The sequence below is a fragment of the Massilia sp. UYP34 genome, from assembly GCF_056279385.1.
The window spans coordinates 187,057-212,581 of the sequence record NZ_JBWBRF010000001.1 but is presented as its reverse complement, the minus strand read 5'-3'; the positions used below and the strand labels follow the sequence as shown (position 1 = coordinate 212,581).

Genomic DNA, 25,525 nt, shown 5'->3' with positions numbered 1-25,525 from the left:
TACAGCTCGTTGGAATCAATATATGCTATGTCCTAGCAATTTGCAAATCCATAATCTAGTAATTTTGTTTCTAGTTGTGTGTGCGCCAACGTGCCAAGCATCCCCATCGGTAGGGTGCACGCCTCCGCCGTCCACGCGTCCAGCAAAAGGAAGTGCGCGCAAAACGCATGCCGAAGCGCACAAAATCTCCCTGCCTTTCCATTCGCTTCGCCGCCCGTTGTATGAAATAATTCCTCACTGTGCCGTGGCTTTTCGCCCCGGCCACCGCAACGCCAGCCACTGGCACCGCACACCGGCCACGCGCCAGGAGAATCAAATTGGCAGAACAGAACAAACCCATCCGCGTCATGCTCGCGGATGATCACCCGATCGTCATGACCGGTTTCGCCATGTCGCTGGAAGCGGCGGGCATGCAGGTGGTGGGGCAGGCCAAGACCCCGAGCGAGGCGACCGCGCTGTACGCCGCCGAGCATCCCGACGTGGCCGTGCTCGACATGCGCTTCGGCACCGAGCTGACCGGCATGGACGCGGCCCAGGCCATCCTCAAGTCCGACCCGTCGGCCAAGATCGTCTTCCTGAGCCAGTTTGACCAGGACAGCCTGATCAAGGAAACCTACCGCCTCGGCGCGCACGCCTTCGTCACCAAGGATTGCGACCCGGCCGACCTGGCCACCGCAGTGCGCCACGCCCACGAGGGCAAGCTGTACTTCCTGCCGCACATCGCCTCGCGCCTGGCCAGCATGGCGGTGCGCGGCGAAGTCACGCCGCAGTCCCAGCTCGACGAGCGCGGACTGGAAATCTTCAAGCTGATGGCCGAGGGCATGACCAATGCCGAGATCGCGGAGCGCCTCGACCTGTCGACCAAGACCATCAGCAACATCAGCCAGTCGATCAAGGAAAAGCTGGGCGTGCACCGCCAGGCCAGCATCACGCTGCTGGCGGTCAAGCACGGCCTGATCGAGCCCTGACGCGATGGCCATCCTCCCGCGCCGCATGCCCCACCAGCGCCCGCGCGCGCCCGCGCTGGCGCCGCTGCTGGCGATCGCCTTCCTGCTCCTGCTGTCCGCCGGCGGCGCGCATGCGGCCCAGCATGCCGAGCGTGAGCGCGAACGCGAAGAAGCGCAGGGCTTCCGTTTCCAGATCCTGACCGGCGACGACAGCGCCGTCACCCACCGCATCGCCGACGACCTGTACAAGCGCCTGGTGCCCACCTTCGCCGCCTTTCGCACCGAGCTGGCGCAGAAGCGCCGCATGCTGTACGTGGCGATCGGCCCGACCGCGCTGCGCGACGCGCTGTCGCGCCGCTGCGATTGCGTGGTGATTTCGGCCTACACCTCGAGCCAGGTGTGGCGCACGCTGACCGCGCGACTGCCCAAGCCGCGCCGCATGGCCATGACCGCGATCTATGCCGAGCCGGCGCCGAACGATCAGATGCGCCTGGCCGAACTGCTGTACGGCCGCCCGGTGCGGGTCGGCGTGCTGCTCGGCCCCGACACCGCCTTCCTGAAGCCGGCGCTGACCGACGCCACCGAGATCCAGATGTATACGCCGGGCGAAGACCTCAATCACACGCTCAACAGCATGACGCGCGCCGAGACCCTGCTGGCGCTGCCCGACAGCGACATCTACAACGCCGAGAACGTGCGCAACATCCTGCTCTCGACCTACCGCCGCAAGCAGGGCGTGATCGGCTTCTCGGCCGACATGGTCAAGGTCGGCGCGCTGGCCACCACGTATTCCGAGATCGAGGAGATCAACGCCCAGGTGGCCGAGCTGGCCGCCGACTTCGTGCGCACCGGCGAGCTCGATCCGCCGCAGTTCCCGCGCTACTTCCGCACCATCATCAACGAAGGGGTGGCCAGTTCGCTCGACCTGCGCGTGACCGACGCCGCCCGTAACTTCGCACGGCGCGCGCCGGCCGTGCAATGAACCTGCGTTTCTGGCGCGGCTGGGGTGTCGGACGGCGCATGGCCGTCATCACCATGCTGCCCGTGATCCTGCTGTTCACCTCCTTCGTCTGGTATTCCTGGTATGCGCACCGCGCCCAGGTGGCCGAAGAGCTGGCCGAGCGCGGGCGCATCCTGGCGCGCGCGCTGGCCGAGACCTCCGAATACAACGTCATCTCTGGCAACCTGTCCGACCTGCGCCTGACCATCAACGGCCTGGTGCAGTCCGACCGCAGCATCTATAAAGTCGACGTGATCGACGGCAGCGGACGCGCCGCGGTGCGCGTGGTGTCCGAGTCGGCCAGCGACGCCCAGGCCCATTACTACGAGGCGCCGATCCGCAAGCAGGTGGTGTGGATCAACCTGTTCTCGGACAACGGCACGCCGCACGTGTCGGCATCGAGCGATTCGCGTCCGCCCACGCTCACCACCGAAGTCGTCGGCTGGGTGCGGGTGACGATGTCGCCGGCAAACATGATGGCCAAGCAGACCGACCGCTTCCAGATCGAGCTGTCGATGGCGGCGCTGGCGCTGGCCGCGAGCGGCATCCTGGCCTGGGTGCTGGCGCGCTCGCTGATCGTGCCGCTGCGCGAGGCGATCGGCACCTTGCGCCAGATCCGGGGCGGCAACTACCGTGTCCACCCGCCGGTCACCACCGGCGGCGAGATCGGCGAGCTGCAGGCCTCGATCGGCGAGATGTCGCTGGCGCTGGACGAATCCAAGCGCGACCTCGAGAACAAGGTGGCCGAGCGCACGCGCGACCTGCTGGCCTCGCGCAACGAGGCGCTGCGCGCCGACGCCGACAAGCGCAAGCTGATCCAGAAGGTCAACGAGATCATCGAGGACGAGCGCAAGAGCATCGCGGTCGAGATCCACGACGAGCTCAATGCGTCGTTGATCGCGGCGCGCCTCGAGGCGCAGGCGATCGGCCTGCTGGCGGCGAAGGCCCCGCCCGGGCCCGAGGTCGACGAGATCCGGCGCAAGTCCGAGGCCATCACCAAGCTGGCGCTCGACCTGTACGCCAACGGCCGGCGCCTGGTGCGCCGCCTGCGTCCCGAGGTGCTCGACATGCTGGGCCTGCACGGCGCGGTGGAAGAGATGGTGCGCCACTACGACACCACGTCCGGCTGCCGCTTCGACCTGCACAGCGAGGGCGATTTCGCGCGCCTGTCGAACGAGCTGGCGATTTCCGCCTATCGCATCGTGCAGGAGGCCCTGTCCAACGTCATGAAGCACGCCGCCGCGCGCTCGGCCCATGTCAGCCTGCTGCTGGACGAAGGCAAGGGCATGCTGCGCATCCGCGTGGTCGACGACGGCGCCGGCTTCGACACCGCAAGCGCCTCGGAAGGCATCGGCATCATCGGCATGCGCGAGCGCGCCTATGCGCTGCACGGCACGATCGAAGTGCGATCCAGCCCGGGCGAAGGCACCGACGTCGCGATCGCGCTGCCGCTCAACCTGCCGGTCCAGGCGCCAGGTGCGCCGGCGACGATTTCCGAAGCATCCACCTCACAACGATAAGATCCATGTCCACCGAACTGCTGACGCCCTTTGAGAAGGGCAACCTGAACCAGACCACCACCTGGAGCGAGTGCATCGCCTGGTACGAAGACCTCGCGCGCCGTTTTCCTGCGGTGCTGCGCTTCGAGAAGGTGGGCGTGTCGGATGCGGGCGTGCCGATCCACGCGGGCGTGGTCAGCAGCGACGGCGTGTTCGACGTCGAGGCGATCAAGCGCGCCGGTCGTCCGGTCTTCTTCAACAACAACGGCATCCACCCGGGCGAGCCGGAAGGCGTCGACGGCTGCATGGCGATCGTGCGCGACTTCTGCCTGCAGAGCGCCAAGCGCGCTGCGCTGGGCCGCACCGTGTTCCTGTTCGTCCCGCTGTACAACGTGGACGGCAGCTTCAACCGCGCCGACACCTCGCGCGTGAACCAGGACGGGCCGGAGCAGTTCGGCTTTCGCGGCAACAGCCGCCACCTCGACCTGAACCGCGACTTCGTCAAGTGCGATACCTCGAGCGCGCGCACCTTCAATCGGCTGTTCACCCTCTGGGATCCGGACGTGATGGTCGACACCCACACCTCGAATGGCGCCGACTACAGCTACACGATGACCCTGATCCACACCCAGGCCGACAAGCTGGGCGGCGGCCTGGGGAGTTTCCTGCGCGCCGAGATGCTGCCCGCGATCTACGCCGGCATGGATGCGCGCGGCTGGCCGACCTGTCCCTATGTGAACCCGGTCAAGGACAGCCCGGACCACGGCATCGCCGAATTCCTCGAGACGGCGCGCTTCTCGACCGGCTACGCGGCGCTGCACCACACGATCGGCTTCATGCCCGAGACGCACATGCTCAAGCCGTTCAAGGACCGCTACGCGTCGATGGTGGCGCTGGTCGAAGTGGCGCTGGAGTTCACGGTCAAGAACGCCGACCGCATCCAGGCGCTGCGCCGCGCTGCGCGCGAGGAAGGCCGCAAGCGGGCCGAATGGCCGGTGCGCTGGAAGATGGACGAGGCCAATCCCTCGCGCGTGCGTTTCAAGGGCTACGAGGCGAAGTACAAGAAGAGCGTCATCGGCGACTACAGCCGCCTGTACTACGACCGCAGCAGCCCGTGGGAACGCGACATCGCCTACTACAACAGCTTCCCGGTCGACGTCGCGGTGCCGGCGCCGCAGGCCTATGTGGTGCCGCAGCAGTGGGTAGAGGCGATCGAGCGCCTGGAGTGGAATGGCGTGCGCATGGAGCGGGTCGCGGCGGACCGCCTGCAGGAGGTGGCGTACTACCAGATCGCATCGGTGACCTCGCGCCCGTCGGCCTACGAGGGCCACATGTTCCATGACGAGGTGGCGCTGGACCGGCGCACCGGGCATGTCTTGCTGCGCGCCGGCGACTACATCGTGCCGCTGGACCAGGACCGGGCGCGCTATGCGGTCGAGACGCTCGAGCCGCTGGCCCACGACAGCTTCTTCCGCTGGGGCTTCTTCAACAGCGTGCTGGAGAAGAAGGAGCACTATTCGGATTACGTGTTCGAGGACGAGGCCGAGAAGCTGCTGGCTGAGGAGCCCGAGTTGGCGGCGAAGTTCGCCGAGTGGAAGGCCGCCAATCCGGGCCTGCTGGGCAGCCAGGAAGCGGTGCTCGACTTCATCTACGCCAATTGCGCGCGCTATCGCGAGCCGGAGTGGAACCGCTATCCGGTGTTCATGATCGCGAGGTAGGGTTGGCGGCTACGCCGCCGACGCGGTGATGGTTGGCCGCGAGATCATCCGGCGCGAGAGCGGAGCCGACACCAATCGACGCGCAACGTCGTCCCCGCGAAGGCGGGGACCCAAGGTCGCTCGCGCAGCCACTGCAATCAATCATAGCGGCGGCGCGAACAAATTGGGTTCCCGCCTTCGCGGGAACGACGCTGGCTGGATTTGCGGCAGTGCGGCAGCAGTGCGGCGATCCTTACTTCGACGCCGCGATCCACCGGTCGACCTTCGCCTCCAGCACCGCCAGCGGCAAGGTGCCTTCGTCCAGCACCACCTCGTGGAATTTCGGCAGGCTGAACTTGTCGCCCAGCGCCGCCTGCGCACGCTGGCGCAGTTCCATGATCTTCAGCGAACCGATCTTGTACGCCAGCGCCTGGCCCGGCATCACCATGTAGCGCTCGATCTGCGCGCGCGCTTCCAGTTCCGAGTAGCCCAGCGTGTCGCGGAAGTACGCGATCGCCCGGTCGCGGCTCCAGCCCTTGCTGTGGAGGCCAGTGTCGACCACCAGGCGCGCGGCGCGCAGCATTTCGTCGTTCAGGTGGCCGAAGTAGTCTTCCGGCTGTTCGAACAGGCCCATCTCCTTGCCCAGGGTCTCGGCATACAGCGCCCAGCCTTCGGTGAAGGCGGTGTTGCCGCCGAACTTGCGGAAGTTCGGCAGGCCCAGTTCCTGCAGCAGCGCGATATGGAAGTGGTGGCCCGGCTGGCCTTCGTGCAGGTACAGGGTGACCATGCCGGTGCGGCCATACTTGGTCGGGTCGTTCACGACCGACCAGAACACGCCCGGACGCGAGCCGTCGGCGGCCGGCGCCGAGTAGTGGTCCGACGCGGTCTCGCGCGTCAGTTCCGGCTCCAGCCGCACTTCCAGCGGCGCCTTCGGCATCAGGGTGAACAGGGCAGGCAGCTTGGCGCGCACTTGCGTGTCCAGCTTCTGGAACACCTCGATCACTTGCCGGTCCGTGGTGAACGGCTTGTACTTCGGCTGCTCGGACACCCACTTCGGCAGGCCGGCGGCCGGGCCGCTGTAGCCCATCTTCGGGCCGATCTTGCCGTATTCGCCCTGGATGCGCGCCACTTCCTTCAGGCCGATCGCGTGGATCTGCTCGGGCGTCATGTCGGTGGTGGTCATCGCCGCCACGCGCGCCTTGTACCACTCGGCGCCGTTCGGCAGCGCGTTCCAGCCGGCGGTGGTGCGGGTCTTCGGCAGGTATTCCTTCTCGACATAGCTGGCCAGGCGGTCCAGGGCCGGATTGAGCTTGCCGACCGTCGTGCGGTAGGCATCAAGCAGGCTGCGCTTGTCGGCAGCCGAGAAGCCTTCCGGCAGCTTCTTGATCGGGGTGTAGAAGATGCTGGCTTCCGCGCTCTTGGCCTGCAGCTGCTTGAGCTGCGGCAGCAGCGACTGCATCGGCTCGCGCGGATGCACGATGCCGCGCTTGACGCCTTCGCGCATGTTCGCGATCGACTGGTCGATGTAGGCGACCATCTGGTCCAGGCGGCTCAGGTAGTTGCGGTAATCCTGCGGCGTGGCGAAGGGCTGGGCGCCCTGGCCGCCGGCGTAGTTCGCCATGAACACCGGCATGTTGAACATCTGGTCCACCGGCAGCAGGTGCTCGGGGAAGGCGCCCAGGCGCAATGCGGTCTCGAGCTCGAACTTGACGACGTCGTAGCTGGCCTGCTCGTGCGCGTTCAGGCGCTCGCGCGGGATTGCCGCCAGGCGCTTCAGGTAGCCGCGGTACAGCGCAAACTGCGCTTCGCGCTTCTGCGGCGCGATCGACAGGCCGAGCTGATCGAAGAAGCGGCCGTCGCCGCTCTCGGTCGCCCACACCGGCTCGAAGCGGGCATAGGCCTCGTAGTACTCGTCGACCAGCTTGGCGATCGCCTTGCCGGCGTCGGTCGTGGCGACCTTCTGGTTGGCGGGCGCGGCGTCGAGCGCAGGCGCGGCCTGGACCGATGCGCATGCGAGCAGGGCGCCGATCGCCAGCGCGCCGAGCTTGAAGTTCTCTCTCATTTTTTTCCTTGTCGGGTCAGTAGCTGGCCAGCGGCGTCAACGCGCCGTTCTTGAAGGTGTAGACCGTCACCGCCGTCTTCTTGAGGTTGCCCTTGGCGTCGTAGCCGTAGGCGCCGACCACGCCCTGGTAGCTGATCGCGTGCATCGCGGCGCCGACCTGCCTGGCGTCGACCGACTTCGCCTGCTGGATCGCCTGGGCGATGAACCTGGTCTGGTCGTAGAACGAAGGCGCGTAGACGTCCGGATCGCGGCCGAAGCGCTTCTTGTAGCTGGCCAGGAAGCCCGGGCCGCCCGGCTGCTGGGCGACGATGGCGCCGGCCTGCGCGCAGCGCACGTTCTCGCCGACCGCTTCGCCGCCCAGCCGGGCCATTTCGGGGCTGCACAGGGTGTCGCCGCCCAGCAGCGGCACGTTCAGGCCCAGCTGCTTCATCTGGCGCGCCATCGGGGCGGCCTGCGGGGCGTAGCCGCCGAAGAAGATGGCGTCCACCTTCTTGGCGCGCAGCGAGGTCAGGATGGCGGCGAAGTCGCTCGCCTTGTCGTTGGTGAATTCGTGGCCCGCGACCTTGATGCCGGCTTTCTGCGCCTGGCGCTTGAATTCCATCGCGATGCCCTGGCCGAACGCGGTGCGGTCGTCGATCACGCCGACGTTCCTGACCTTGAGTTCCTTGGCGGCATAGCCGGCGACCGACGCGCCGACCTGCGTGTCGCTGGCCACGATGCGAAACACCGTCGGGTAGCCGGCGGCCGTGATCTTGGGGTTGGTGCCGACGGTCGACATCAGGATGCCGTTGTCGTTGTAGACGCGCGAGGCCGGAATCGCCACGCCCGAGTTATATGGGCCGAGCACGTATTTGACGCCGGCGTCGGCGAATTTCTGGGCCACGGTCACGCCCTGCTTCGGGTCGCCCGCATCGTCTTCGGACTGCAGTACGAAGCGCAGCACGTTGCCGCCTACCTGGATCTTCTGCGCGTTGAGTTCTTCGATGGCGAGGCGCACGCCGTTTTCATTGTCCTTGCCGGCGAAGGCGTTGGAACCCGACAGCGGGCCGCTCACGCCGATCTTCACGATTTGTTCAGCGGCGGTTGCCTGGAGGGCGAACAACGCCGCCAGCGCCAGCGGCGCCATCTTTATTTTCGATCGCATTCCCTTGGTCTCCGTTGATGTCAACGGCCGCCATCATCGCACGATTCGCACGACCGGCGAAAGCGCCAGGCGTCGCCGTAAACACGCTCAGGCCGGCACGCCGTGCGAGATCAGTTCGAGCGGCAGGGCGGTGGTCGACTTGATCTGTTCCATCGAGAAGGCGGACGACACGCCGGTCAGGCGCGCGGTCTTGATCAGCTTTTTATAGAAGCGGTCGTAGCCGGCGATGTCGGTGGTGACGACCTTGAGCAGGTAGTCGACGTCGCCGCTCATGCGGTGGAACTCCAGCACCTCGGGCAGGGCGATCACGGCGGCGGCGAAGCGCGCCAGCCATTTTTCGTCGTGCTCGGTGGTCTTGATGCTGACGAACACCGTGACCGGCAGGCCCACCTTTTCACGATTGACGATGCTGACGCGGCTTTCGATATAGCCGTCTTCCTCGAGGCGCTTGACGCGCTTCCAGCAGGGCGTGCTGGACAGGCCGACCTTCTCGCTCAGGCCCGAGATGGAAAGCGTGGCGTCCGCCTGCAAGGCGGCGAGAATCGCACAATCAAACTTGTCGAGTGAGTTCATATTCCGCAAAGCATGTTTATAAGAATAATTATTCTATTAACAGCCCACAAATGGAGAAATTTGGGACGTTTCGATTGGCGTAAATCCGTACCATATTACTGGACAATAACGTGTTGTGCGACACCTTTTTATGTTTTTGGCAGCTAATCATGATCACCGAAATCTACCTCGACACCAACGCGACTTCGCCGCTGCTGCCTGCCGCCGCCACCGCCGCCATGGCTGCGCTGCAGGAGTGCTTCGGTAATCCGAGCAGCAGCCATGCGAGCGGCCTGCGCGCACGCGCGCTGCGCGAGAGCGCGCGCGCCTGCGCACGGCGGGTGCTGGGCGCCCCGAGCGGACGGCTGATGTTCAACAGCGGCGCCACCGAGGGCATCCAGACCGCGGTGCTGTCGGCGCTGTGCGCGCTACGCGAACGGCGCGCAAGCGGCGAAGAGTGGGCAAACATCGTGCTGGTCGGCGCCACCGAGCACAAGGCGGTGTCCGAGAGCGTGGCGCACTGGAACCGGCTGCTGGGTCTTGGGCTCGAACTGCGCGTGCTGCCGGTCGACGCCGACGGCCGCCACCGCCTGGACGTGCTGCGCGCGCTGGCGCCGCGCCTCGCTTTTGTTTGCACCATGGCCGCCAACAACGAGACCGGCGTCGTGTCCGACCTGGACGGCATCGCCGCGGTGCTGAGCGATACGGCCAGCCCGGCGCTGTGGCTGGTCGACTGCGTGCAGGCGCTCGGCAAGCTGCCGCTGCACCTGGGCGCGAGCCGCATCGACTACGCGCCATTCTCCGGCCACAAGCTGCATGCGCCGAAGGGCATCGGCATGCTGTACGTGCGCGAAGGCGCGCCGTTCACGCCGCTGATCTGCGGCGGCGGCCAGGAAGACAACGGGCGCTCGGGCACCGAGAACATGGCCGGCATCGCGGCGCTGGGCGCGGTGCTGGCAGCGCTGGAGCGCGGCGACACCTTTCTTGGCCTCGAAGAACTGCAGGCGCGCCGCGCGCGCCTGGTGGACGCCTTGACCCGCGCCTTTCCCGGCATCGTATTCAACGCGCCGCTGACGCATGCGCTGCCTACCACGCTCAACTTCTCGGTCCCCGGCGTCGCCAGCGCCGAGCTGCTCGACCTGTTCGATGCCGCCGGCATGCGCGTCAGCGCCGGTTCGGCCTGCGCCGCGTCGAAGGCCGCGCCGAGCTATGTGCTCGACGCGATGGGCTTGCCGGCCTGGCGTAGCGCGTCGGCGGTGCGCCTGTCGATCGGGCCGCTGCCGGACGACGCCGCGCTGGAGCTGGCGTGCGAACGCATCGCGCGCTGCGGGGCGGCGCTGGCAATGCCGGCAGCAGCGTCGGCAGCAGCGTCGGCCACGGCGGCGGCGGCGCTCGAGGCGGCGCATCCTGACGCCGCGCTGGACGCCGGCATGGAGCTCGACGCGATCGCGGCGCGCGGCTGGCTGGCGGCCCATCCCGACGCCATCGTGGTCGACGTGCGCGACGCGCGCGAGCACAGCGTCGCCGGCCAGGTGGAACTGCACGGCCGCATGGCGCTCAACGTGCCGCTGGCGAGCGTGAAGGAACATGCCGCCGCCTGGCTGGGCGCCGGGGCCCGTCCCTTGCTGTTCGTGTGCCGCAGCGGCGCACGCAGCGCCCGCGCCGCGCGCACCCTGCGCGCCATGGGCCATCCGCGCGCCTGCTCGCTGGCCGGCGGTTTCGCGCTCGCCATCTGACTCTCCCCGGCCGCCTGCCAGCTCGGCAGGCGGTGTGTGTACGCCAGCGCACGGTGACGTTCCGGTCCCTTCCATAGCATGGAGTCAGCCGTGCGCGCCCAGCATCATTTGTCTGGCCTCTTGCCCCGATAACCCCGGGTGTCCGTCCTCCGGCGGTCCGCCGCGCACGCCTCCATCCCGAGGTCCCCATTGACAGTTGAGAACGACAAGATGCCCGCCGGGCAGCATGCTCCCCATGGCGCCGGCGACACGGCCCCCATGGCGCCGCTGGCCGCGAATGCGGAGGGCATCGTTCGTTCCTGCGATACGCTGGACCGCGTCATGCGCGCCGGGTTCGCGCTGCCTCCCGCCGGCGCACGCCTGCTCGATGGCTACCATCTGCTCGACACCCAGCTGCGGCTGGCGCGCGCGCAATCGCGGCAGGTCGCCGCCAGCTTGCGCACGGCCGTTGCGGATGGCGCGGCGCGTGTCCAGGGCCTCGTGACCGATGCGCTGGCGCGCGCCGACGGCGTCGTCGACACCGAGGAGCTGGCGCGCCTGCTCGCCGCCAGCCAGCAGGACGCGCCGTTGCGCGTCGCCGAACTCGACGCGCTGCCCGCGCTGCTGCGTCTCGCGCTGATCGACCGGCTGGCCGCTTTGGCGGCGCGCGCCGCGCATGCCTGCGCCGGCCGCGAACGCGCCGCCGCCTGGGCCGCGCGTTTCCTCGACACCGCCGAGACCCGCCCGGGCGACCTGGTGCTGCTGTTCGCCGACATGGCGCGCAGCGAAGACGCGGACAACGGCGCTTTCGTCGCCGAACTGGCGCGCCGCCTGCAGGGCCGCGGCGCACCGCTGGCACAGGTAGTGGACTGGATCGACGCGCGCCTGGCCGATGGCCAGGGCAGCATCGCCGGATTGATGCAGGACGAGAGAAGCGAAGAGGCGCAGGACGCCGTCGCGGCCGGCAACGCCCTGGCCAGCCTGCGCGCGCTGGGCGGCGTCGACTGGCGCGCTTTCGCCGAGCGCCTGGGCGTGGTCGACGCGCTGCTGCGGGACGATCCGGACGGCAGTTATGCGCGCATGGACGGCGCCACGCGTGACCGCTACCGGCACACGGTCGCGCGCCTGGCGCATTCCCTCGGCGTGAGCGAGGCCGCGGTCGCGCAAGAGGCGCTCGCGCTGGCCGGCGTCCATCGCGCGCCGGGCGAGGGCGGGCTCGATACGCGCATTCGCCACGTGGGGCACTACCTGGCCGGCCCTGGTCTGGCGGCGCTCGAGGCGAGGCTGCGCGGACGGCGTGGATGGGCGCCGCGCGTTCGCGCCGCATTGCAGGGCGCTTGCCCCGGCATGCATAGGGGCGCCACGGCGGCGCTGGCCCTGCTGTTCATGGGCGCGGGCCTGGTCCACGCCTGGCAGGGCGGGGCCAGCGCGCTGCTGCTGCTCCTGATGGGCATCCTGGCGCTGCCGGTCGCCGGCGCCCTGGCGCGCGCCCTGATGGGCATGGCCCGGCGCTGGCTGGCCCGGCCCCAGGCCACGCCGCGCATCGACGTGGCGGCCGGCATTCCCATTGAAGCGCGTACGCTGGTGGCCGTGTCGGCGCAGCCGGACGACGCCGCGCAACTCGTGGCACTGTGCGAAGACCTCGAAGTGCGCTACCTCGGCAACCGCGATCGATATTTGCGTTTCTGCCTGCTGCTCGACCTGCCCGATGCGCCTGAAGCAACGCAGTCTCTGGACGCCGCCCTGCTGGCCCAGGCGGGCCACGCGATCGAGGCGCTCAACCGCAAGCACGGCGCGCGCGCTGGCGCTGAGGCCGGTCCCTTCATGCTGCTGGCGCGTGCGCGCACCTGGAGCGAAGACCAGCAGGCCTGGATCGGCCGCGAGCGGCGGCGCGGCCAGCTGGCCGACCTGAATGCCTGGCTGTGCGGCGAGCGCGAACGCTTTGCGCTCGCGGCCGGCAATCTGGGCGCAGCGGCCGAGATGCGCTACGTGATCGCGCTCGATGCCGATACCGGCCTGCCGCGCGACGCCGCGCGCAGCCTGGTGGCGGCGATGGCGCACCCGCTTCACCGGCCGCTGCAGGACGAAACGGGCCGGGTGCTGGAAGGCCATGCCATGCTGCTGCCACGGCTCGCCACCGCCTTGCCGCACCTGGGCGCCATGCGCTACCAGCGCCTGTGGCCTGATGGCGGCCAGGGCTGGGCCGCGATCTACGACGTCGACGCCTGGCGCCGCGCGATGGGGCCCGAGCTGCGCGACGAAGGCCGGGCAGAACCCGGCTGGGTCGAGGAAGACCGCCTGCGCGCCGCGCGCGTGAGCGACCTGCGGCTGGACGCCGCGCATCCGGACAGTTATGGCGAACACGTGCTGCGCCGCCATCGCGCCCTGCGCGCCGCCTGGCAGGAAGCGCGCCGCCTGGGGCGCGGCGCCGACCGCCTGCGCGCCGCGCGGGTGCGCGTGCGCCTGTCCGACGCGTTGGCCGGGAGCCTGGCCGCGCCGGCGTCGATCGCGCTGCTCGTGTTGTGCTGGAGCCTGCTGGCCGCGCCCGTGTTCTGGACCGCGGCCATCCTGGCGCCGCTCTGGCTGCCGGCGCTGCTCGACATCGTGGCCACGCTGGCCAGCCGCGCGGCTGGCGCGCCCCTGCGCCAGCACCTGGACGCCTGGGCGCGCGGCGCGCGCACGACCCTGGTGCGCGCCGCGCTGGCGCTGGCCTTCCTGCCGCACCAGGCCTGGCTCGACGCCGACGCGGTCGCGCGCGGCCTGTGGCGGCGCGACGTGAGCCGCCGCAAGCTGCTCGAACTGCGTCCTCCGGCGCTGGCGCGCGCCAGCGGCGCGATGGAGAACAACTGGCGCACGATGTGGTTCGCGCCGCTGCTGGCGGTCGGCGTCGCCGTGCTGCTGACCTTCGCCAACCCGTATGCGCTGTTCGCCACCGCGCCGCTGCTGCTGGTGTGGTTCCTGTCGCCGGTGCTGGCCTGGTGGGTCAGCCAGCCGGCGCGGCGCGGCATGCGCCTGGCGAAGGGGCAGACCCCATTCCTGCGCACGCTGGCGCGGCGCAGCTGGGCCTTCTTCGAGCAGCACGGCGCGACCAGGCACGGCCTGGCGCCGGAAGCCGTGTACGACCATTCCGAACTCACCGTCGACGAGCGGGTGTCGCCCTCCAGCATGGGCTTGACCCTGCTGGCGACCCTGAGCGCGCGCGACTTCGGTTATCTGCCGCTGGGCGGCCTGCTCGCGCGCAGCGAGCAGGCGCTGGCGTCGATGGCCTTGCTGGAACGCTGGCATGGCCACCTCTTCCAATGGTATGACGGCGTCACGCTCGCTCCGGTCGAGCCGGCCCATGTCGATACCGCGGCCAGTGGCGGCCTGGCGCTGGCGCTGCGCACCTTCGCCGCCGGTCTCGATGAGTTGCCGGACCGGCCGGTCCTCGACGCCGCCGCGCTGGACGGCATCCGCGCCACGTTGTGCGTGGCGCGCGAGCATGCGCCGCCCGGCCTGTTGCCGGCGCTGGACGCGCTGGACGAAGCGCTGGCGCCCGGCCGTTCCCGCGCCACGGATACCTTGCCGGGCCTCGCGGACTGCCTGCGCACGATCGCGGCCAGGGCGGCCGAGCTGGACGCCGGCTTGCCGGGCGACGCCGCCCCTGCACTCTGCGCCTGGACGGCGCGCCTGGCGCGCCAGTGCGCGGCGCAGCTGGACGACCTGCATGCGCTCACGCCCTGGACCCGCGCGGCGCAGGAATACGTGCTCGACGCCGGCCTGACCCGCATCCCGACCTTGCGCGAGCTGGCCGCGCTCGAGCCGCCGGGCGGCAACCAGGGCCTGGCCCAGTTGGTCGCACAGGGGCGCGCCTGCGCGCGTGAACGCATGGAAAAGATCGCGCGCCTGGCCGCGCAGGCGCGGGAAGCGGCGCGCATGGATTTCGGCGTGCTGGTCGACCCGTCCACGGGTTTGCTGGCCAAGGGTTGTCACGTGCGCGAGGGGCGGCAGGGGCGCCTGGATGGCGACGCCTGCGACCTGCTGGCGTCCGGGGCGCGCATGGCCAGCTTCGCCGCCGTCGCCCAGGACCAGTTGCCGCAGCAGCATTGGTGGTCGCTCGGCCGTCCCTTGCGCATGACTGGGGCCGGCGCGCTGCTGCTGTCGCGCGCGGGTGCGCTGGAGGACTATCTGGCGCCGCATCTCATGATGCCATCGTGGCGCGACACCCTGCTCGACGACGCCGGCCGGGCCGTGGCGCGCCTGCAGGCGGCTCACGCCAGGGGCCGGGGGCTGCTGTGGGGCTATACCGAGTCGGGCTGCAACGCGGTCGACGCGGCGGCGCGCTACCGCGTGCAGCGCTTCGGCCTGGACGCCGCGGCCCTGCAGCGGCGCGCGGGCGACGACCTGGTCGCCGCGCCCCATGGCGCCGCGCTCGCGCTGGCCGCGGCGCCGGTGCTGGCGGCGGCCAACCTGCGCCGCATGGCGGCGCAGGGCCTGCTGGGAGAGACCGGCTTCTACGAGGCGCTCGACTATGCGCCGGCGCGCCTGCCGCAAGGCGAACGCCAGGCGGTGGTGCGGGCCCAGTTCGCGCGCCACCAGGCCGTGATCCTGCTGGCGCTGGCGCGCCACCTGCAAGGCGAACCGATGCAGCGCCGCTTCGCGCGCGATCCCGAACTGCGCGCCGCGCTCGGCCTGCTGCAAGAGGCGGCGCCGGCGGCAGGCGCCGAGCCGCCCCTGCGCATCGATGCCGGCGTGGCGCCCGATGGCGTCGCGGCGAGCCGCCCCTACGCGCGCGTGCTCAAGCCGGATGCTTCGCCGCTGCCGGAAGTCCAGCTGCTGTCGAATGGCCGCTACCACCTGAGCGTCGACAGCGCGGGCGCCGGCGCCAGCTGTTGGGGGGGAGATGGGGCAACGCGCGCCGGGCTGACGCGCGCCGGCGCCGGCGAGACCGGCCTGGCCGTGCACGTGCGCGATACGGCTTCCGGCGCCACCTGGGCCAATGTCCTGCTGCCCGGCGCGCCGGCGCCCGACGAGGTCGAGGCGGTGCTGGCCGAAGGGCGGGCCAGCCTGCGCCGCGTGGACCACGGCATCGAGATGCGCACCGACGCGGTGGTGGCGCCGGGCGACGACGTCGAGCTGCGCCGCATCCGCATCGTCAATCGCGCGCTAGAAGCGCGCACCCTGGAACTGACGGGCTGCGTGGCGCTGGCCGGGCCGCCGCTGGAAGAGGGCGGCCGCAGCAGTATCCGCATCGAGTTCGACGCGGCCGTCGACAGCCTGCTGTGCGTGACCGCGCCAAGCGCGCCCGTGGTCGTGCACCGCATGACGGTGCGCGAGGTGGCGGGGCAGCCGAGCGTGGAAACGAATCGCGCGCGCTTCATCGGGCGCGGCCATGACCTGCGCGGCCCGCAGGCGGTCATGGAGGGCGGCGCGCTGCCCGGCCTGGACCCCGAGCCCGACCAGGCGCTGCTGGCGCTGCGGCGCAGCGTGACCCTGGCGCCGCAGCAGGAGATCACGGTCGACCTGGTGCTGGGCGCCGCCTCCAGCCGCGCGCTGGCGCGCGAGCTGGCGGCGCGCTACGGCGTCGCTCATGAGGTCGACCATGCGATCGAGGCCGCCTGGACCCTGGCCCAGGCCGAGCTGCGCCGCGCCGGGATCGGCGAAGCCGACGCCCAGCTGATCAACCGCCTGGCCGGCTGCCTGCTGCAGCCGGCGCCGGCGCTGCGCGCCGATCCCGCCGTCATCGCGCGCAATCTGCGCGGGCGGGCCGACTTGACCGCTTACGGCGTCACGGGCGACTTGCCGGTGCTGCTGCTGCAACTGGGCGAGGGAGAGGACACCGGGCTCGCGCGCCAGCTGTTGCAGGCCCACGGTTACTGGCGCGGCCACGGCCTGGCGGTCGACCTGCTGGTCCTGTGCGACAGCCGCGCGGCGCGCGAAGCCCTGATGCACCTGGCGGCGTCGCTGGTCGATCCGTCCAGCTTCGACCAGCCTGGCGGACTGCATCTGCACCTGAAGGAAGAGGTGCCGCGCGAAGACCGCATCCTGCTGCGCTCCGCCGCCAGCGTGCTGCTCGCGGGCGAGCGCGGCGACCTGGCCGACCAGTTGCGCCGCGCCGAGCGCGCGGGGAGCGCGGCGGCGCCGCCATTCGTCGCCACCGCGCCGGCGCAGGCATGGACCACGGCGAATCTGCCTTCGCCCTCGACCGGGGCCGCGCCGGAGCCCGTCAACGGCGCCGGCGGCTTCACGCCCGACGGCGGCGAATACGTGGTGCGCAGCAGCCCGGGCGCCGCCACACCTGCGGCGTCCGCCGCGCCCTGGATCAACCTGCTGGCCAACGACGCCTTCGGCAGCATCGTCTCGGAGCGCGGCCATGCCGTCAGCTGGAGCGGCGAGCGCGCCACGCGCCTGACGGCGGGGGACGAAGAGGCGATTGCGCCGCAGGGTGGCGAAGCGTTCTACCTGCGCGACGAAGATAGCGGCGCGGTCTGGTCGCCGACGCCGTGGCCGGCGCCGTCGCCGGAGGCGTACACGACGCGCCACGGCATCGGCTACAGCGTGTTCGAGCACCGTGCCCATGGCATCCATTCCGAGCTGCGCTGCTTCGTTGCCCAGGATGCGCCGCTCAAGTACAGCGTGCTGCGCCTGCGCAACGACAGCGATGCGCCGCGCCGCCTGAGCGCGACCGGATACGTGGAGTGGCTGCTGGACGAACGCGACGCGCCGCCCGGCCTGCAGGTGGTGACCGGGCGCGATCTCGCCAGCGGCGCGCTGTTGGCGCGCAATGCCTTCGGCGCGGGTTTCCAGGACAAGGTTGCGTTCTTCCACGTCGACGCCGAGCAGGTCGCAGTGACTTGCGACCGCCAGGAATTCATCGGCCGCCTCGGCGCCGCCGCGCGGCCGGCGGCGCTGGGCCGTGCCGGGCTGTCGGGCAACGCCGGCGCCGGCTTCGACCCGTGCGCGGCGCTGCAGGTCGGCGTTACCCTGGCGCCGGGGGCCGAGTGCGAGCTGGTGTTCGTGCTGGGCGTGGCCGGCCCCGGCAGCCTGGACGCCAGCGCGGTCGTGCAGCGCCATGGCACGGCGCAGGCCGCCGCCGCCGCATGGCGGCGCCTGCGCGACTGGTGGGACCACACGCTCGGCGCCGTCACCGTGCACACGCCCGACCCCGGCTTCGACCTGCGCGTCAACCGCTGGCTGCCCTGGCAGGCGATCGGCGCCATGATGGGCGAGCGCGACCCGGCGTTGCGGCTGCAGTCGGCCCTGGCCTGCGCCCACGCCCGCCCCGAGCTGCTGCGCGAGGCCGTGTTGCGCGCCGCGCCTGCGTTCACGGCCGGGGCCAGTGTCGAGGACTTCCTGTGGCTGCCGTACGCGTTGACGCGCTATCTCACGGTAACGCAAGACCATGCGCTGCTGGCCGTGCGCCTGACGGAACGTGACGATCTGTACCAGCACTGCGTGCACGGCCTGCGCGGCTGCCTGCGCTTCGGGCCACGCGGCCTGCCGCCGGCGGCGGGACGCCTGCATGAGGAAGGGGTGGCCGGCCGCGTCGAAAGCGTGCGCCTGGGCTTCTTCATGGCGGCCGTGCTGCAGCGCTTCGCCGAGGTGGCCGACCGGCGCGGCGACTTCGGCTTCGCCACCACGTGCCGCGGCGCGGCGCTGGCGCTGCGCGCGCAGTGCGAGGAACACGGCTGGGATGGCGACTGGTACCGCTGGACCTGGCTGGACAGCAGCAATGCCCTCGGCTCGATCGCCAACGCCGCCTGCCGCGTCGAGCTGTCGACCCAGTGCTGGGCGCTGGAGGCCGGGGCGGCGCAGGGGCCGCAGGCGCTGCGCGCGGCGGTGCAGCGCCTGCGCGTCGACGGCGCCATGCCGCGTTGCGATCCGCCGGTGGATGGCGAATGGAGCGAGCGCGTGCCGTCGAGCCCCGGCCAGGATCACCGCGCCACCGCCTGGGCCGCGGCTGGACTCGCACGGCTGGGCGAGTCCAGCCGCGCATGGCAGCTGGCGCGCATGCTCGACCCGATGGCGCATGGCGACGGGCCGCCTTACCTGATGAGCGGCGGCCTGCGCACGATCGCGCCGCATGCCGGGCGCGCCATCGGCGGCTTCGCCACGCCGGCGGCGGCATGGACCTGGCTGTTGCTGTTGGAAACGTTGCTGGGCCTGGAGCGCCACGGCGACGCGCTGCGCTTCGCGCCGCGCCTGGCGCCGGGCTGGGACGGGTTCAGCATGCGCTACCGTCATCGCGGCGCATTCTACGAGATCACGGTGCGCGCCACGGACGGCGACGAAGAAATGTTGCTGGACGGCCAACCCTGCCCGGATTGGAGCATCGCGCTGCGTGACGACCGGCGTGACCACAAGGTAGAATTGCTGGTTGCGCGCGCGCCCGGCGCGCCGGAAGCATAGGATCTAGATCATGAACATCGTCACCCGCGCCCTCGGCTGCGGCGTCTGCCTGCTGGCCGCGGGGTTTGCGGCCGGCCCCGCGCAGGCGCTCGACTGGAGCGATACCGCCATCAGCTGGCGCTACGGCAGCCGCTTCGCCGAGCCCTTCAATCCGGACCACATCGACAAGCACGTGCTCGCGCTGACCCATGCCAGCGGCTACAAGTACGGCAGCAACTACTTCAACCTCGACTGGCTCAAGTCCGACCGCAACGATCCACGCTCGCTCGGCGGCAGTTCCGGCGCCGAGGAAGCCTATCTGCTGTACCGCCACACGCTCGACATCGGCGCGCTGAGCGGGCGCGAGCTGCGCTTCGGGAAGGTGAAGGGCGTCGGACTCACCGCCGGCTTCGACCTGAACACCAAGCGCGACGTCGGCTACAACTCGCGCAAGCGCATGCTGGTGGTCGGGCCGACCCTGATGTGGGACGTGCCGGGCTTCCTCAGCACCAGCATCCTCCTGATCCGCGAAAGCAATGCGCCGAGCGGCGCCTTCGCCCCGATCTCCGAGGTGCGCGGGCGCTACAAGTACGAAAACCACCCGATGCTCAACGTCAGCTGGGGCATCCCGCTGAACGAACGCTGGGCCTTCGAGGGCTATGCCAACTTCATCGCCGAGAAGGGGCTGGACGAAACCGGCAACCCGACCGGCGCCGAGACGAATATCGACATGCAGCTGATGTACGACGTTGGCGCCCACTTCGGCCAGAAGAAGAACCGCTTCCGCGTCGGCCTCGAGTACCAGTTCTGGAACAACAAGTTCGGCAATACGCGCGCGGCCACCGGCGGGCGCGGGCAACGCGCCAGCACGCCGATGATTCGCGCCGAATACCACTTCTGACGGCGAGCGCTCAGTCGTCGTTGCTGCTCGCGCGCACCACCATCTGCACCGCGAGCGTCTGTTCCAGGCTGGCGCCATCCGCCCGCTCGAGCAGCGAATCGACGCCCATCCGCCCCAGCAAGTCCTTGTCGATCTGGATGCTGGTCAGCGGCGGGATCGCGCTGGAGGCGGCGCTGATGTCGTCGAAGCCGACGATCGCGATGTCGTGCGGGATCTTCAGGCCGCGGTCCAGGCAGTGGCCCATGGCGGCCAGGGCCGTGCTGTCGTTGTAGCAGAACAGCGCGTCCGGCCGCGGCGCGCGCGCCAGCAGGGCGTCGACCGCCTGGCGCACGTTCTCGAGGTTGTTGCCGATGCTGGGCAGCTGGACCTCGAGGTCGGGGTCGGCCAGCATGCGCGCCTCGAACAGCGCCTTGCGAAAGCCGCGGTAGCGTTCCAGGATGCTGTGGTGGGCCAGCGGGCCGGTGAGCATGGCGATGCGGCGCCGGCCCTGCCGGATCAGGTGGCGCGTGGCCAGGTAGCCGCCCAGGGCGTGGTCGGGATTGACCGAGCGGTAGCCGGGCAGGCGCATGTCGAGCAGCACCAGGGGCTTGCCGGTGTCGCGTAGCGCAGCCACCAGTTCCGGCTCGAAGAAGCCGGCGCACAGCATGGCGTCGGGCTGGTGCAGGCGCACCAGGTCGAGCACCGGCTCGGCCGGGCCCACCACCACGAACGACAGCGCGATGCCGCGCTTGCGGCAGGCGTCCTCGGCGCCATGCAGCACCGGCAGGTAGAACGGGCTGGCCGACTGCGTGTTGTGCTGGCGGTGCAGCAGGAAGGCGATGCGGCGCACGTCGCCTTCGCGCAGCTTGGCGAAGTCGTAGCCCATCTCGCGCGCCACCGCGCAGATGCGTTCGCGCGTCCTGTCGGTCAGCCCGTCCTGGTTCTTCAACGCGCGCGAGACCGTGCCGATCGAGTAGTCGGTGGCGCGGGCGATGTCGCGGATCGTGACGGCCATGGCGCGCTTCTCCTGTCTATTCTGCGATCAGTACCTGGTCTGCGTGTAGGGACGGGCGTTATGCTCGTTGCCCCAGTCCTTGTTCGGCGTGGCCTGCATGGTGAACACCAGTTCGCCGCCGGCCATGATGTCCTCGTGGCGGATGAAGGTGCGCATCAAGGGCTTGCCGTTGAGCGTCACGCGGCCGACGTAGCCGTTGGCATCCGACAGGTGATCGGCGCGCACCGTGAAGCGCTTCCCGTTCGGCAGGTCGAGGGTCGCCTTGTCCAGGAAGGGGCGGCCGATCACGTACTCGTTGCTGGCCGGGGCCACCGGATAGAAGCCGAGCGCGGTGAAGGCGAACCAGGCCGACATCTGGCCCAGGTCGTCGTTGCCCGACAGGCCGTCCGGCTTGTCGCTGTATTGGGTGGCCATGATGTTGGCCAGGCGTTCCTGGGTGCGCCATGGCGCGCCGGCGTAGTTGTACAGGTAGGCCACGTGGTGCGAAGGCTCGTTGCCGTGGGCGTAGTGGCCGATCAGGCCCGAGATGTCTTCCATGTGGGCGTACACGGTCTCGTCGACCTTGGCGTCGAACACCTGGTCGATCTTGCTCACCAGCCTGGTGTCGCCGCCCAGGAGGGAGATCAGGCCGGCGTTATCGTGCGGCATGTACCATGAATACTGCCAGGCGCTGCCCTCGGTATAGTCGCTGCCGAAGTTCGACTGCTCCGGATTGAACGGGGTGCGGAATTCGCCGGTGGACTTGCGCGCGCGGATGAAGCCGGTCTCCTTGTCGAACACGTTGCGGTAGTTCTGGGCGCGCTTGTAGTAGCGGGCCGCGATGTCCTTCTTGCCCATCTTCTCGGCCATGCGCGCGATGGTCCAGTCGTCGAAAGCGTATTCGACGGTCTTCGATGCGGCTTCCTTCTCGAGGTCGATCGGCACGTAGCCCAGCTTCATGTAGTGTTCCAGGCCGCCGTAGGGACCGTATTCGGCGCTGGCCGTCATCGCGGCCAGGGCCTTGTCGGCGTCGAAGCCGCGGATGCCCTTCATGTAGGCGTCGGCGATCACCGGCACCGCGTGGTAGCCGATCATGCACCAGGTTTCCAGGCCGTGGAACTGCCATACCGGCAGGATGCCGTAGGGGCTGTGCTGCTGCGAGGCGATCAGCGAGTTCACGAAGTCGGCGTTGCGCTGCTCGGGCGCGACGATGGTGAGCAGCGGGTGCAGCGCGCGGTAGGTGTCCCACAGCGAGAAGGTCGAGTGGAAGCGGAAGTTCTTCGCCTTGTGCACCTGGTTGTCCGGGCCGCGGTAGCTGCCGTCGAGGTCCATGAACAGCGACGGCGCCAGCATGCTGTGGTACAGGGCAGTGTAGAACTTGGTGCGCATCGGGCCTGCGGCCTCGACCTTCACCGCGCCCAGCGCGTCGTTCCAGGCCTTGCCGGCGCGCGCGCGCTCCTGGTCGAAGTCCCAGCCCGGCATCTCGGCCAGGTTGGCGATCGCATTGTCTTCGCTCACCGCCGACAGGGCGACCTTCACCAGCAGCGTGCCGTCCTGCGGCACGCCGAAGTTGAAGTCGGCCATCAGCTGCTTGCCTTCGACCAGCGCTTTATCGAGCGGCGTCTTGCCGGGCGGGGCGAAGCCGCGATAGGGGATCGCTTCTTCGCGGTTCAGAAGCTGGCGGGTGTCGATCGGGCGCGAGAACTGGATCGCGAAGTGCACCTGGCGGCCGGGCGCCCAGCCGCGCGTCTCGCGCATGCCGGTGATGGTGGTGCTGTTGCGCACGCGCAGGCGTGCCCACAGGTTCTTCTCGTCGTAGTTGTAGATGCTGGTGCGCAGGTCGAGCAGCACCTTGGCCGGCTCGCCGGCCTTGAATTTATAACGGTGCAGGCCCACGCGCTCGCTGGCGGTCAGCTCGACGTCGACCTCGTGGTCCTTCAGGCGCACGGCGTAGTAGCCCGGTTCGGCCTGTTCCTGGTCGTGCGAGAAGCGCGACCGGTAGCCCGAGAACGGGCGCTCCGGGTAGCCCGGCTCCAGCTTGGTCTCGCCGCTGTAGGGCATCAGGAGCACGTCGCCCAGGTCGGAGTGGCCGCTGCCCGAGAAGTGGGTGTGCGAAAAGCCGAGGATCGAGCTGTCGGCGTAGTTGTAGCCCGAGGCCCACGGATAGCTCTGGCGGAAGTGGCGGTGCTGGGTGTCGGGGCTGAGCTGCACCATGCCGAACGGGCGGCTGGCGCCGGGGAAGGTGTGGCCGTCGCCACCGGTGCCGATGAAGACGTTCACGGCTTCGGCCGGGCTGCCCGGTGGGGCGGCCAGCGCAGGAGTTGCACTAAACAGGAATGCCGCACCGGCGGCGATCGAGAGTTGTCCGAAATTGAGTCTGGCTGTCATGAGGTCTCCACGCTTGGCAGCAGCGATGGGCGCCGCCTGTTATAGAACCTACCGGGATAGGTTCTTAGTTGCACTATATCCAAGTGCAACTTATATGTGGAGACTAGTTTCCGGGCAATCCTTACCGTGTTTTAACCCATCTGTTTAGCCGGTTTACTAAACATTTCGCGCGGCGCCTGGCGACCGCTTTGATTTCAGCCAGGGTGTCCGGAGACGCCAGTGACGTCACGCCGATGCCGGTCAGGGCAGGGCGCGCCAGGCCGAGGCGGCGCACCAGGATCGGCGCCACGGTCTCAGGGGGCTAGCCGATCTCTCCGCGCACGTACACGCGCAACTGCAGGATGCGCGATCCCGAACACGCCGTCGCAGGGCAGCAGGCGCGAATGGCATGAAAGCGACTGGATCCAGTTGCAGGCTGACCGCCTGCTGCGAGACGTCCAGGTGCTCGGCCGCCGCCGGGATGGTGGCAAAGCGGTGCAGGGCGTCGAGCGTGCGCAGGTGGGCGATGTCGAGCTTGTCGATCATGGTGTCGGGTCCGTGGCCGCCAACATAACCGGCTATCGCGCACGCTGCAAGTTGCCATTGTTGAATTTTGTCAAAAAAACATGGATGAATGACAATTTTTAGAGGAGGCTGCTCAATATGAACGAGGCATGAAATTGCAAAAATTGCATCATGAAAACCTCATTCATCTCCTCCGCTCTGGCCCTGTCGCTGTGCTGCAGCCTGGCGCAAGCCGCCCCTGCAGAACACCAGGAATTCGAAGCCACCCTGCTCGCGCCGTTCCAGGCCGCCGCGGCGCGGACCTTTACGTTGAGCTTCGCCTATCCCGGCCTGGCGCGCAAGGACATGGTCGACTGGCGGGTGGAACTGGTTCGCCCCGATGGCCGCGTCGCCCTGCGCTGGCGTGGCGCGGTTCCGTTCACGGGCGAGGCGATGACGGTCGCCGTGCCCTGGTCGGGCCGTCTTGGACTGGCGCCGGCGCCGAGCGGGATCTACCGCGTCCGGCTGCGCGCGACCATGCGCGGCGACGCGCACGAAGAAGCCGAGCAGGATTGGGAGATCGCGGTCGGCGCGCCACCACTGCCCGCCATGCCGGCATTCGCGCCCCTGCCGCGCGCCTTCCAGGCGGCCGCCGTGCCGGCGCCCGGGGCGCTGCCCTATACGGTCTATCTCGGCAACCTGCACAGCCAGACCAACCACAGCGACGGCGGCGCCGACGTCGCCGAATGCAAGGGCTCGCAACCTCCCCGGGAGGGGCCGCACGGCCCGGACGCCGCCTTCGCCTACGCCAGGGAGCGCGGCCTCGATATCCTGGTCGCCTCGGAACACAACCACATGTACGACGGCTCGGAAGGCAGCGCGCCGGACGCCGACCCCGCCGCCGCCAGGGCCCTGTACCGCGCCGGCCTGGAGAGCGCCGCCGGCTTCTCCGGGAAGCACCCTGACTTCCTCGCCGTGTACGGCCTGGAATGGGGCGTCATCAACAACGGCGGCCATATCAACATCTTCAACAGCGACGAGCTGCTGGGCTGGGAGACCAATGCCAAGGGCGAGCTGATGGCCGACACGCGCACCTCCAAGGGCGACTATGCGGCCCTGTACACCCTGATGCGCGAGCGCGGCTGGGTGGGGCAGTTCAACCATCCGGCGCACGCGGGCCAGTTCCAGGTCGACGGCGTGCCGCTGGCGTATACCGAGGACGGCGGCGAGGCGATGGCGTTGTGCGAGGTGATGAACAGCACCGCGTTCTCGACCAACGTCAGCGAGACCGAGACCCGGCGCAGCAATTTCGAAGGCGCCTGCAACCGCTTGCTGGAAGCGGGTTATCGGCTGGCCTTCAGCACCAACCAGGACAACCACTGCGCCAACTGGGGCGCGTCCTTCACCAACCGCACCGGCGTGCTGCTGCCGCATGGCGCGGCCGTGAACCGCGCGACTTTCGTCGAGGCGCTCAAGGCGCGCCGCGTGTTCGCGACGATGGACAAGGATTCGCAGCTGGTCCTCTCCGCGAACGGCCGCCTGATGGGCGAGCGCTTCACCAACCGAGGGCAGCTCGCGCTGGTGGCGAACTTCGCCAGCCTGAAGGGCAGGAAGGTCGCCGCGGTCGCGATCATGGAAGGCGTCCCGGGCCGCAAGGGCACGGTCACGCAGATGTCGGACCAGGCCGAGACCACCTTCACCCCGAGCCCGGGGGCGCACTTCTATTATGCGAAGGTGACCCAGGACGACGGCAACGTGCTGTGGTCGGCGCCGGTGTGGGTCATGCAGGAGGAGTGA

Annotated in this window: 14 protein-coding genes; 9 read left to right on the top strand and 5 right to left on the bottom strand. The window is 69.5% G+C overall.

Annotation, left to right across the window (positions count from 1 at the left end; translation table 11 throughout):
* Positions 1-317: 317 nt before the first annotated feature.
* The 4 genes from ACZ9AQ_RS00945 to ACZ9AQ_RS00930 are packed head-to-tail and all read left to right on the top strand — an operon-like array spanning position 318 to position 5,164.
* Positions 318-968, top strand: a complete 651-nt coding sequence (locus tag ACZ9AQ_RS00945) for a response regulator (protein ID WP_123071681.1) — start codon at positions 318-320, stop codon at positions 966-968.
* 4 nt (positions 969-972) lie between these two features.
* Positions 973-1,929, top strand: coding sequence for a hypothetical protein (locus ACZ9AQ_RS00940; RefSeq protein ID WP_429201490.1), 957 nt, complete (start codon positions 973-975; stop codon positions 1,927-1,929).
* Positions 1,926-3,467 (top strand): sensor histidine kinase, encoded by a 1,542-nt coding sequence (locus tag ACZ9AQ_RS00935; protein WP_429201492.1) that lies wholly within the window; start codon positions 1,926-1,928, stop codon positions 3,465-3,467. Before ACZ9AQ_RS00940 ends, ACZ9AQ_RS00935 begins: the two co-directional genes overlap by 4 nt.
* 5 nt (positions 3,468-3,472) lie before the next feature.
* Positions 3,473-5,164 carry a M14 family zinc carboxypeptidase gene (locus ACZ9AQ_RS00930; protein ID WP_429201494.1) on the top strand — a complete coding sequence of 564 codons (1,692 nt, stop codon included), beginning with the start codon at positions 3,473-3,475 and terminating at the stop codon, positions 5,162-5,164.
* Between the two features lie 232 nt (positions 5,165-5,396).
* On the opposite strand, the gene ACZ9AQ_RS00925 is transcribed toward ACZ9AQ_RS00930, so the two are convergent.
* From ACZ9AQ_RS00925 to ACZ9AQ_RS00915, 3 genes are all read right to left on the bottom strand, one after another.
* A complete protein-coding gene (locus tag ACZ9AQ_RS00925) occupies positions 5,397-7,205 on the bottom strand; it encodes a DUF885 domain-containing protein (RefSeq protein WP_429201496.1) in 1,809 nt (602 codons plus the stop codon).
* A 16-nt stretch (positions 7,206-7,221) separates the two neighbouring features.
* On the bottom strand, positions 7,222-8,349 hold the full coding sequence (locus ACZ9AQ_RS00920; RefSeq protein WP_476108109.1) for a branched-chain amino acid ABC transporter substrate-binding protein: 1,128 nt from the start codon (positions 8,347-8,349) through the stop codon (positions 7,222-7,224).
* Between the two features lie 87 nt (positions 8,350-8,436).
* Positions 8,437-8,922, bottom strand: a complete 486-nt coding sequence (locus ACZ9AQ_RS00915) for an Lrp/AsnC family transcriptional regulator (protein ID WP_429201500.1) — start codon at positions 8,920-8,922, stop codon at positions 8,437-8,439.
* A gap of 149 nt (positions 8,923-9,071) precedes the next feature.
* Here ACZ9AQ_RS00915 and ACZ9AQ_RS00910 point away from each other — a divergent pair, with 149 nt between their 5' ends.
* From ACZ9AQ_RS00910 to ACZ9AQ_RS00900, 3 genes are all read left to right on the top strand, one after another.
* A complete protein-coding gene (locus ACZ9AQ_RS00910) occupies positions 9,072-10,637 on the top strand; it encodes an aminotransferase class V-fold PLP-dependent enzyme (protein WP_429201502.1) in 1,566 nt (521 codons plus the stop codon).
* A gap of 189 nt (positions 10,638-10,826) precedes the next feature.
* Positions 10,827-19,004, top strand: coding sequence for a GH36-type glycosyl hydrolase domain-containing protein (locus ACZ9AQ_RS00905; RefSeq protein ID WP_429201503.1), 8,178 nt, complete (start codon positions 10,827-10,829; stop codon positions 19,002-19,004).
* Positions 19,005-19,014: 10 nt separating this feature from the next.
* Positions 19,015-19,884, top strand: a complete 870-nt coding sequence (locus ACZ9AQ_RS00900) for an outer envelope protein (RefSeq protein ID WP_429201505.1) — start codon at positions 19,015-19,017, stop codon at positions 19,882-19,884.
* A gap of 10 nt (positions 19,885-19,894) precedes the next feature.
* Here ACZ9AQ_RS00900 and ACZ9AQ_RS00895 read toward each other — a convergent pair whose 3' ends face one another.
* Entirely contained in the window at positions 19,895-20,878 is a 984-nt protein-coding gene (locus ACZ9AQ_RS00895; RefSeq protein WP_429201507.1) for a LacI family DNA-binding transcriptional regulator, read from the bottom strand.
* 27 nt (positions 20,879-20,905) lie between these two features.
* Entirely contained in the window at positions 20,906-23,245 is a 2,340-nt protein-coding gene (locus tag ACZ9AQ_RS00890) for a GH92 family glycosyl hydrolase (protein ID WP_429201508.1), read from the bottom strand.
* A gap of 408 nt (positions 23,246-23,653) precedes the next feature.
* Here ACZ9AQ_RS00890 and ACZ9AQ_RS00885 point away from each other — a divergent pair, with 408 nt between their 5' ends.
* Complete coding sequence (locus tag ACZ9AQ_RS00885; protein WP_429201510.1) at positions 23,654-23,872, top strand: hypothetical protein; 219 nt, start codon at positions 23,654-23,656, stop codon at positions 23,870-23,872.
* Between the two features lie 48 nt (positions 23,873-23,920).
* On the top strand, positions 23,921-25,525 hold the full coding sequence (locus tag ACZ9AQ_RS00880) for a CehA/McbA family metallohydrolase (RefSeq protein WP_429201512.1): 1,605 nt from the start codon (positions 23,921-23,923) through the stop codon (positions 25,523-25,525).

What these genes read in the sequence shown, in the direction of transcription:
- ACZ9AQ_RS00935 (WP_429201492.1), top strand. Translation starts at nt 1,926, where the DNA reads ATGAACCTGCGTTTCTGGCGCGGCTGGGGTGTCGGACGGCGCATGGCC.
- ACZ9AQ_RS00915 (WP_429201500.1), bottom strand. Translation starts at nt 8,922, where the DNA reads ATGAACTCACTCGACAAGTTTGATTGTGCGATTCTCGCCGCCTTGCAG.
- ACZ9AQ_RS00880 (WP_429201512.1), top strand. Translation starts at nt 23,921, where the DNA reads ATGAAAACCTCATTCATCTCCTCCGCTCTGGCCCTGTCGCTGTGCTGC.
- ACZ9AQ_RS00895 (WP_429201507.1), bottom strand. Translation starts at nt 20,878, where the DNA reads ATGGCCGTCACGATCCGCGACATCGCCCGCGCCACCGACTACTCGATC.
- ACZ9AQ_RS00940 (WP_429201490.1), top strand. Translation starts at nt 973, where the DNA reads ATGGCCATCCTCCCGCGCCGCATGCCCCACCAGCGCCCGCGCGCGCCC.
- ACZ9AQ_RS00930 (WP_429201494.1), top strand. Translation starts at nt 3,473, where the DNA reads ATGTCCACCGAACTGCTGACGCCCTTTGAGAAGGGCAACCTGAACCAG.
- ACZ9AQ_RS00890 (WP_429201508.1), bottom strand. Translation starts at nt 23,245, where the DNA reads ATGACAGCCAGACTCAATTTCGGACAACTCTCGATCGCCGCCGGTGCG.
- ACZ9AQ_RS00900 (WP_429201505.1), top strand. Translation starts at nt 19,015, where the DNA reads ATGAACATCGTCACCCGCGCCCTCGGCTGCGGCGTCTGCCTGCTGGCC.
- ACZ9AQ_RS00925 (WP_429201496.1), bottom strand. Translation starts at nt 7,205, where the DNA reads ATGAGAGAGAACTTCAAGCTCGGCGCGCTGGCGATCGGCGCCCTGCTC.
- ACZ9AQ_RS00920 (WP_476108109.1), bottom strand. Translation starts at nt 8,349, where the DNA reads ATGCGATCGAAAATAAAGATGGCGCCGCTGGCGCTGGCGGCGTTGTTC.
- ACZ9AQ_RS00910 (WP_429201502.1), top strand. Translation starts at nt 9,072, where the DNA reads ATGATCACCGAAATCTACCTCGACACCAACGCGACTTCGCCGCTGCTG.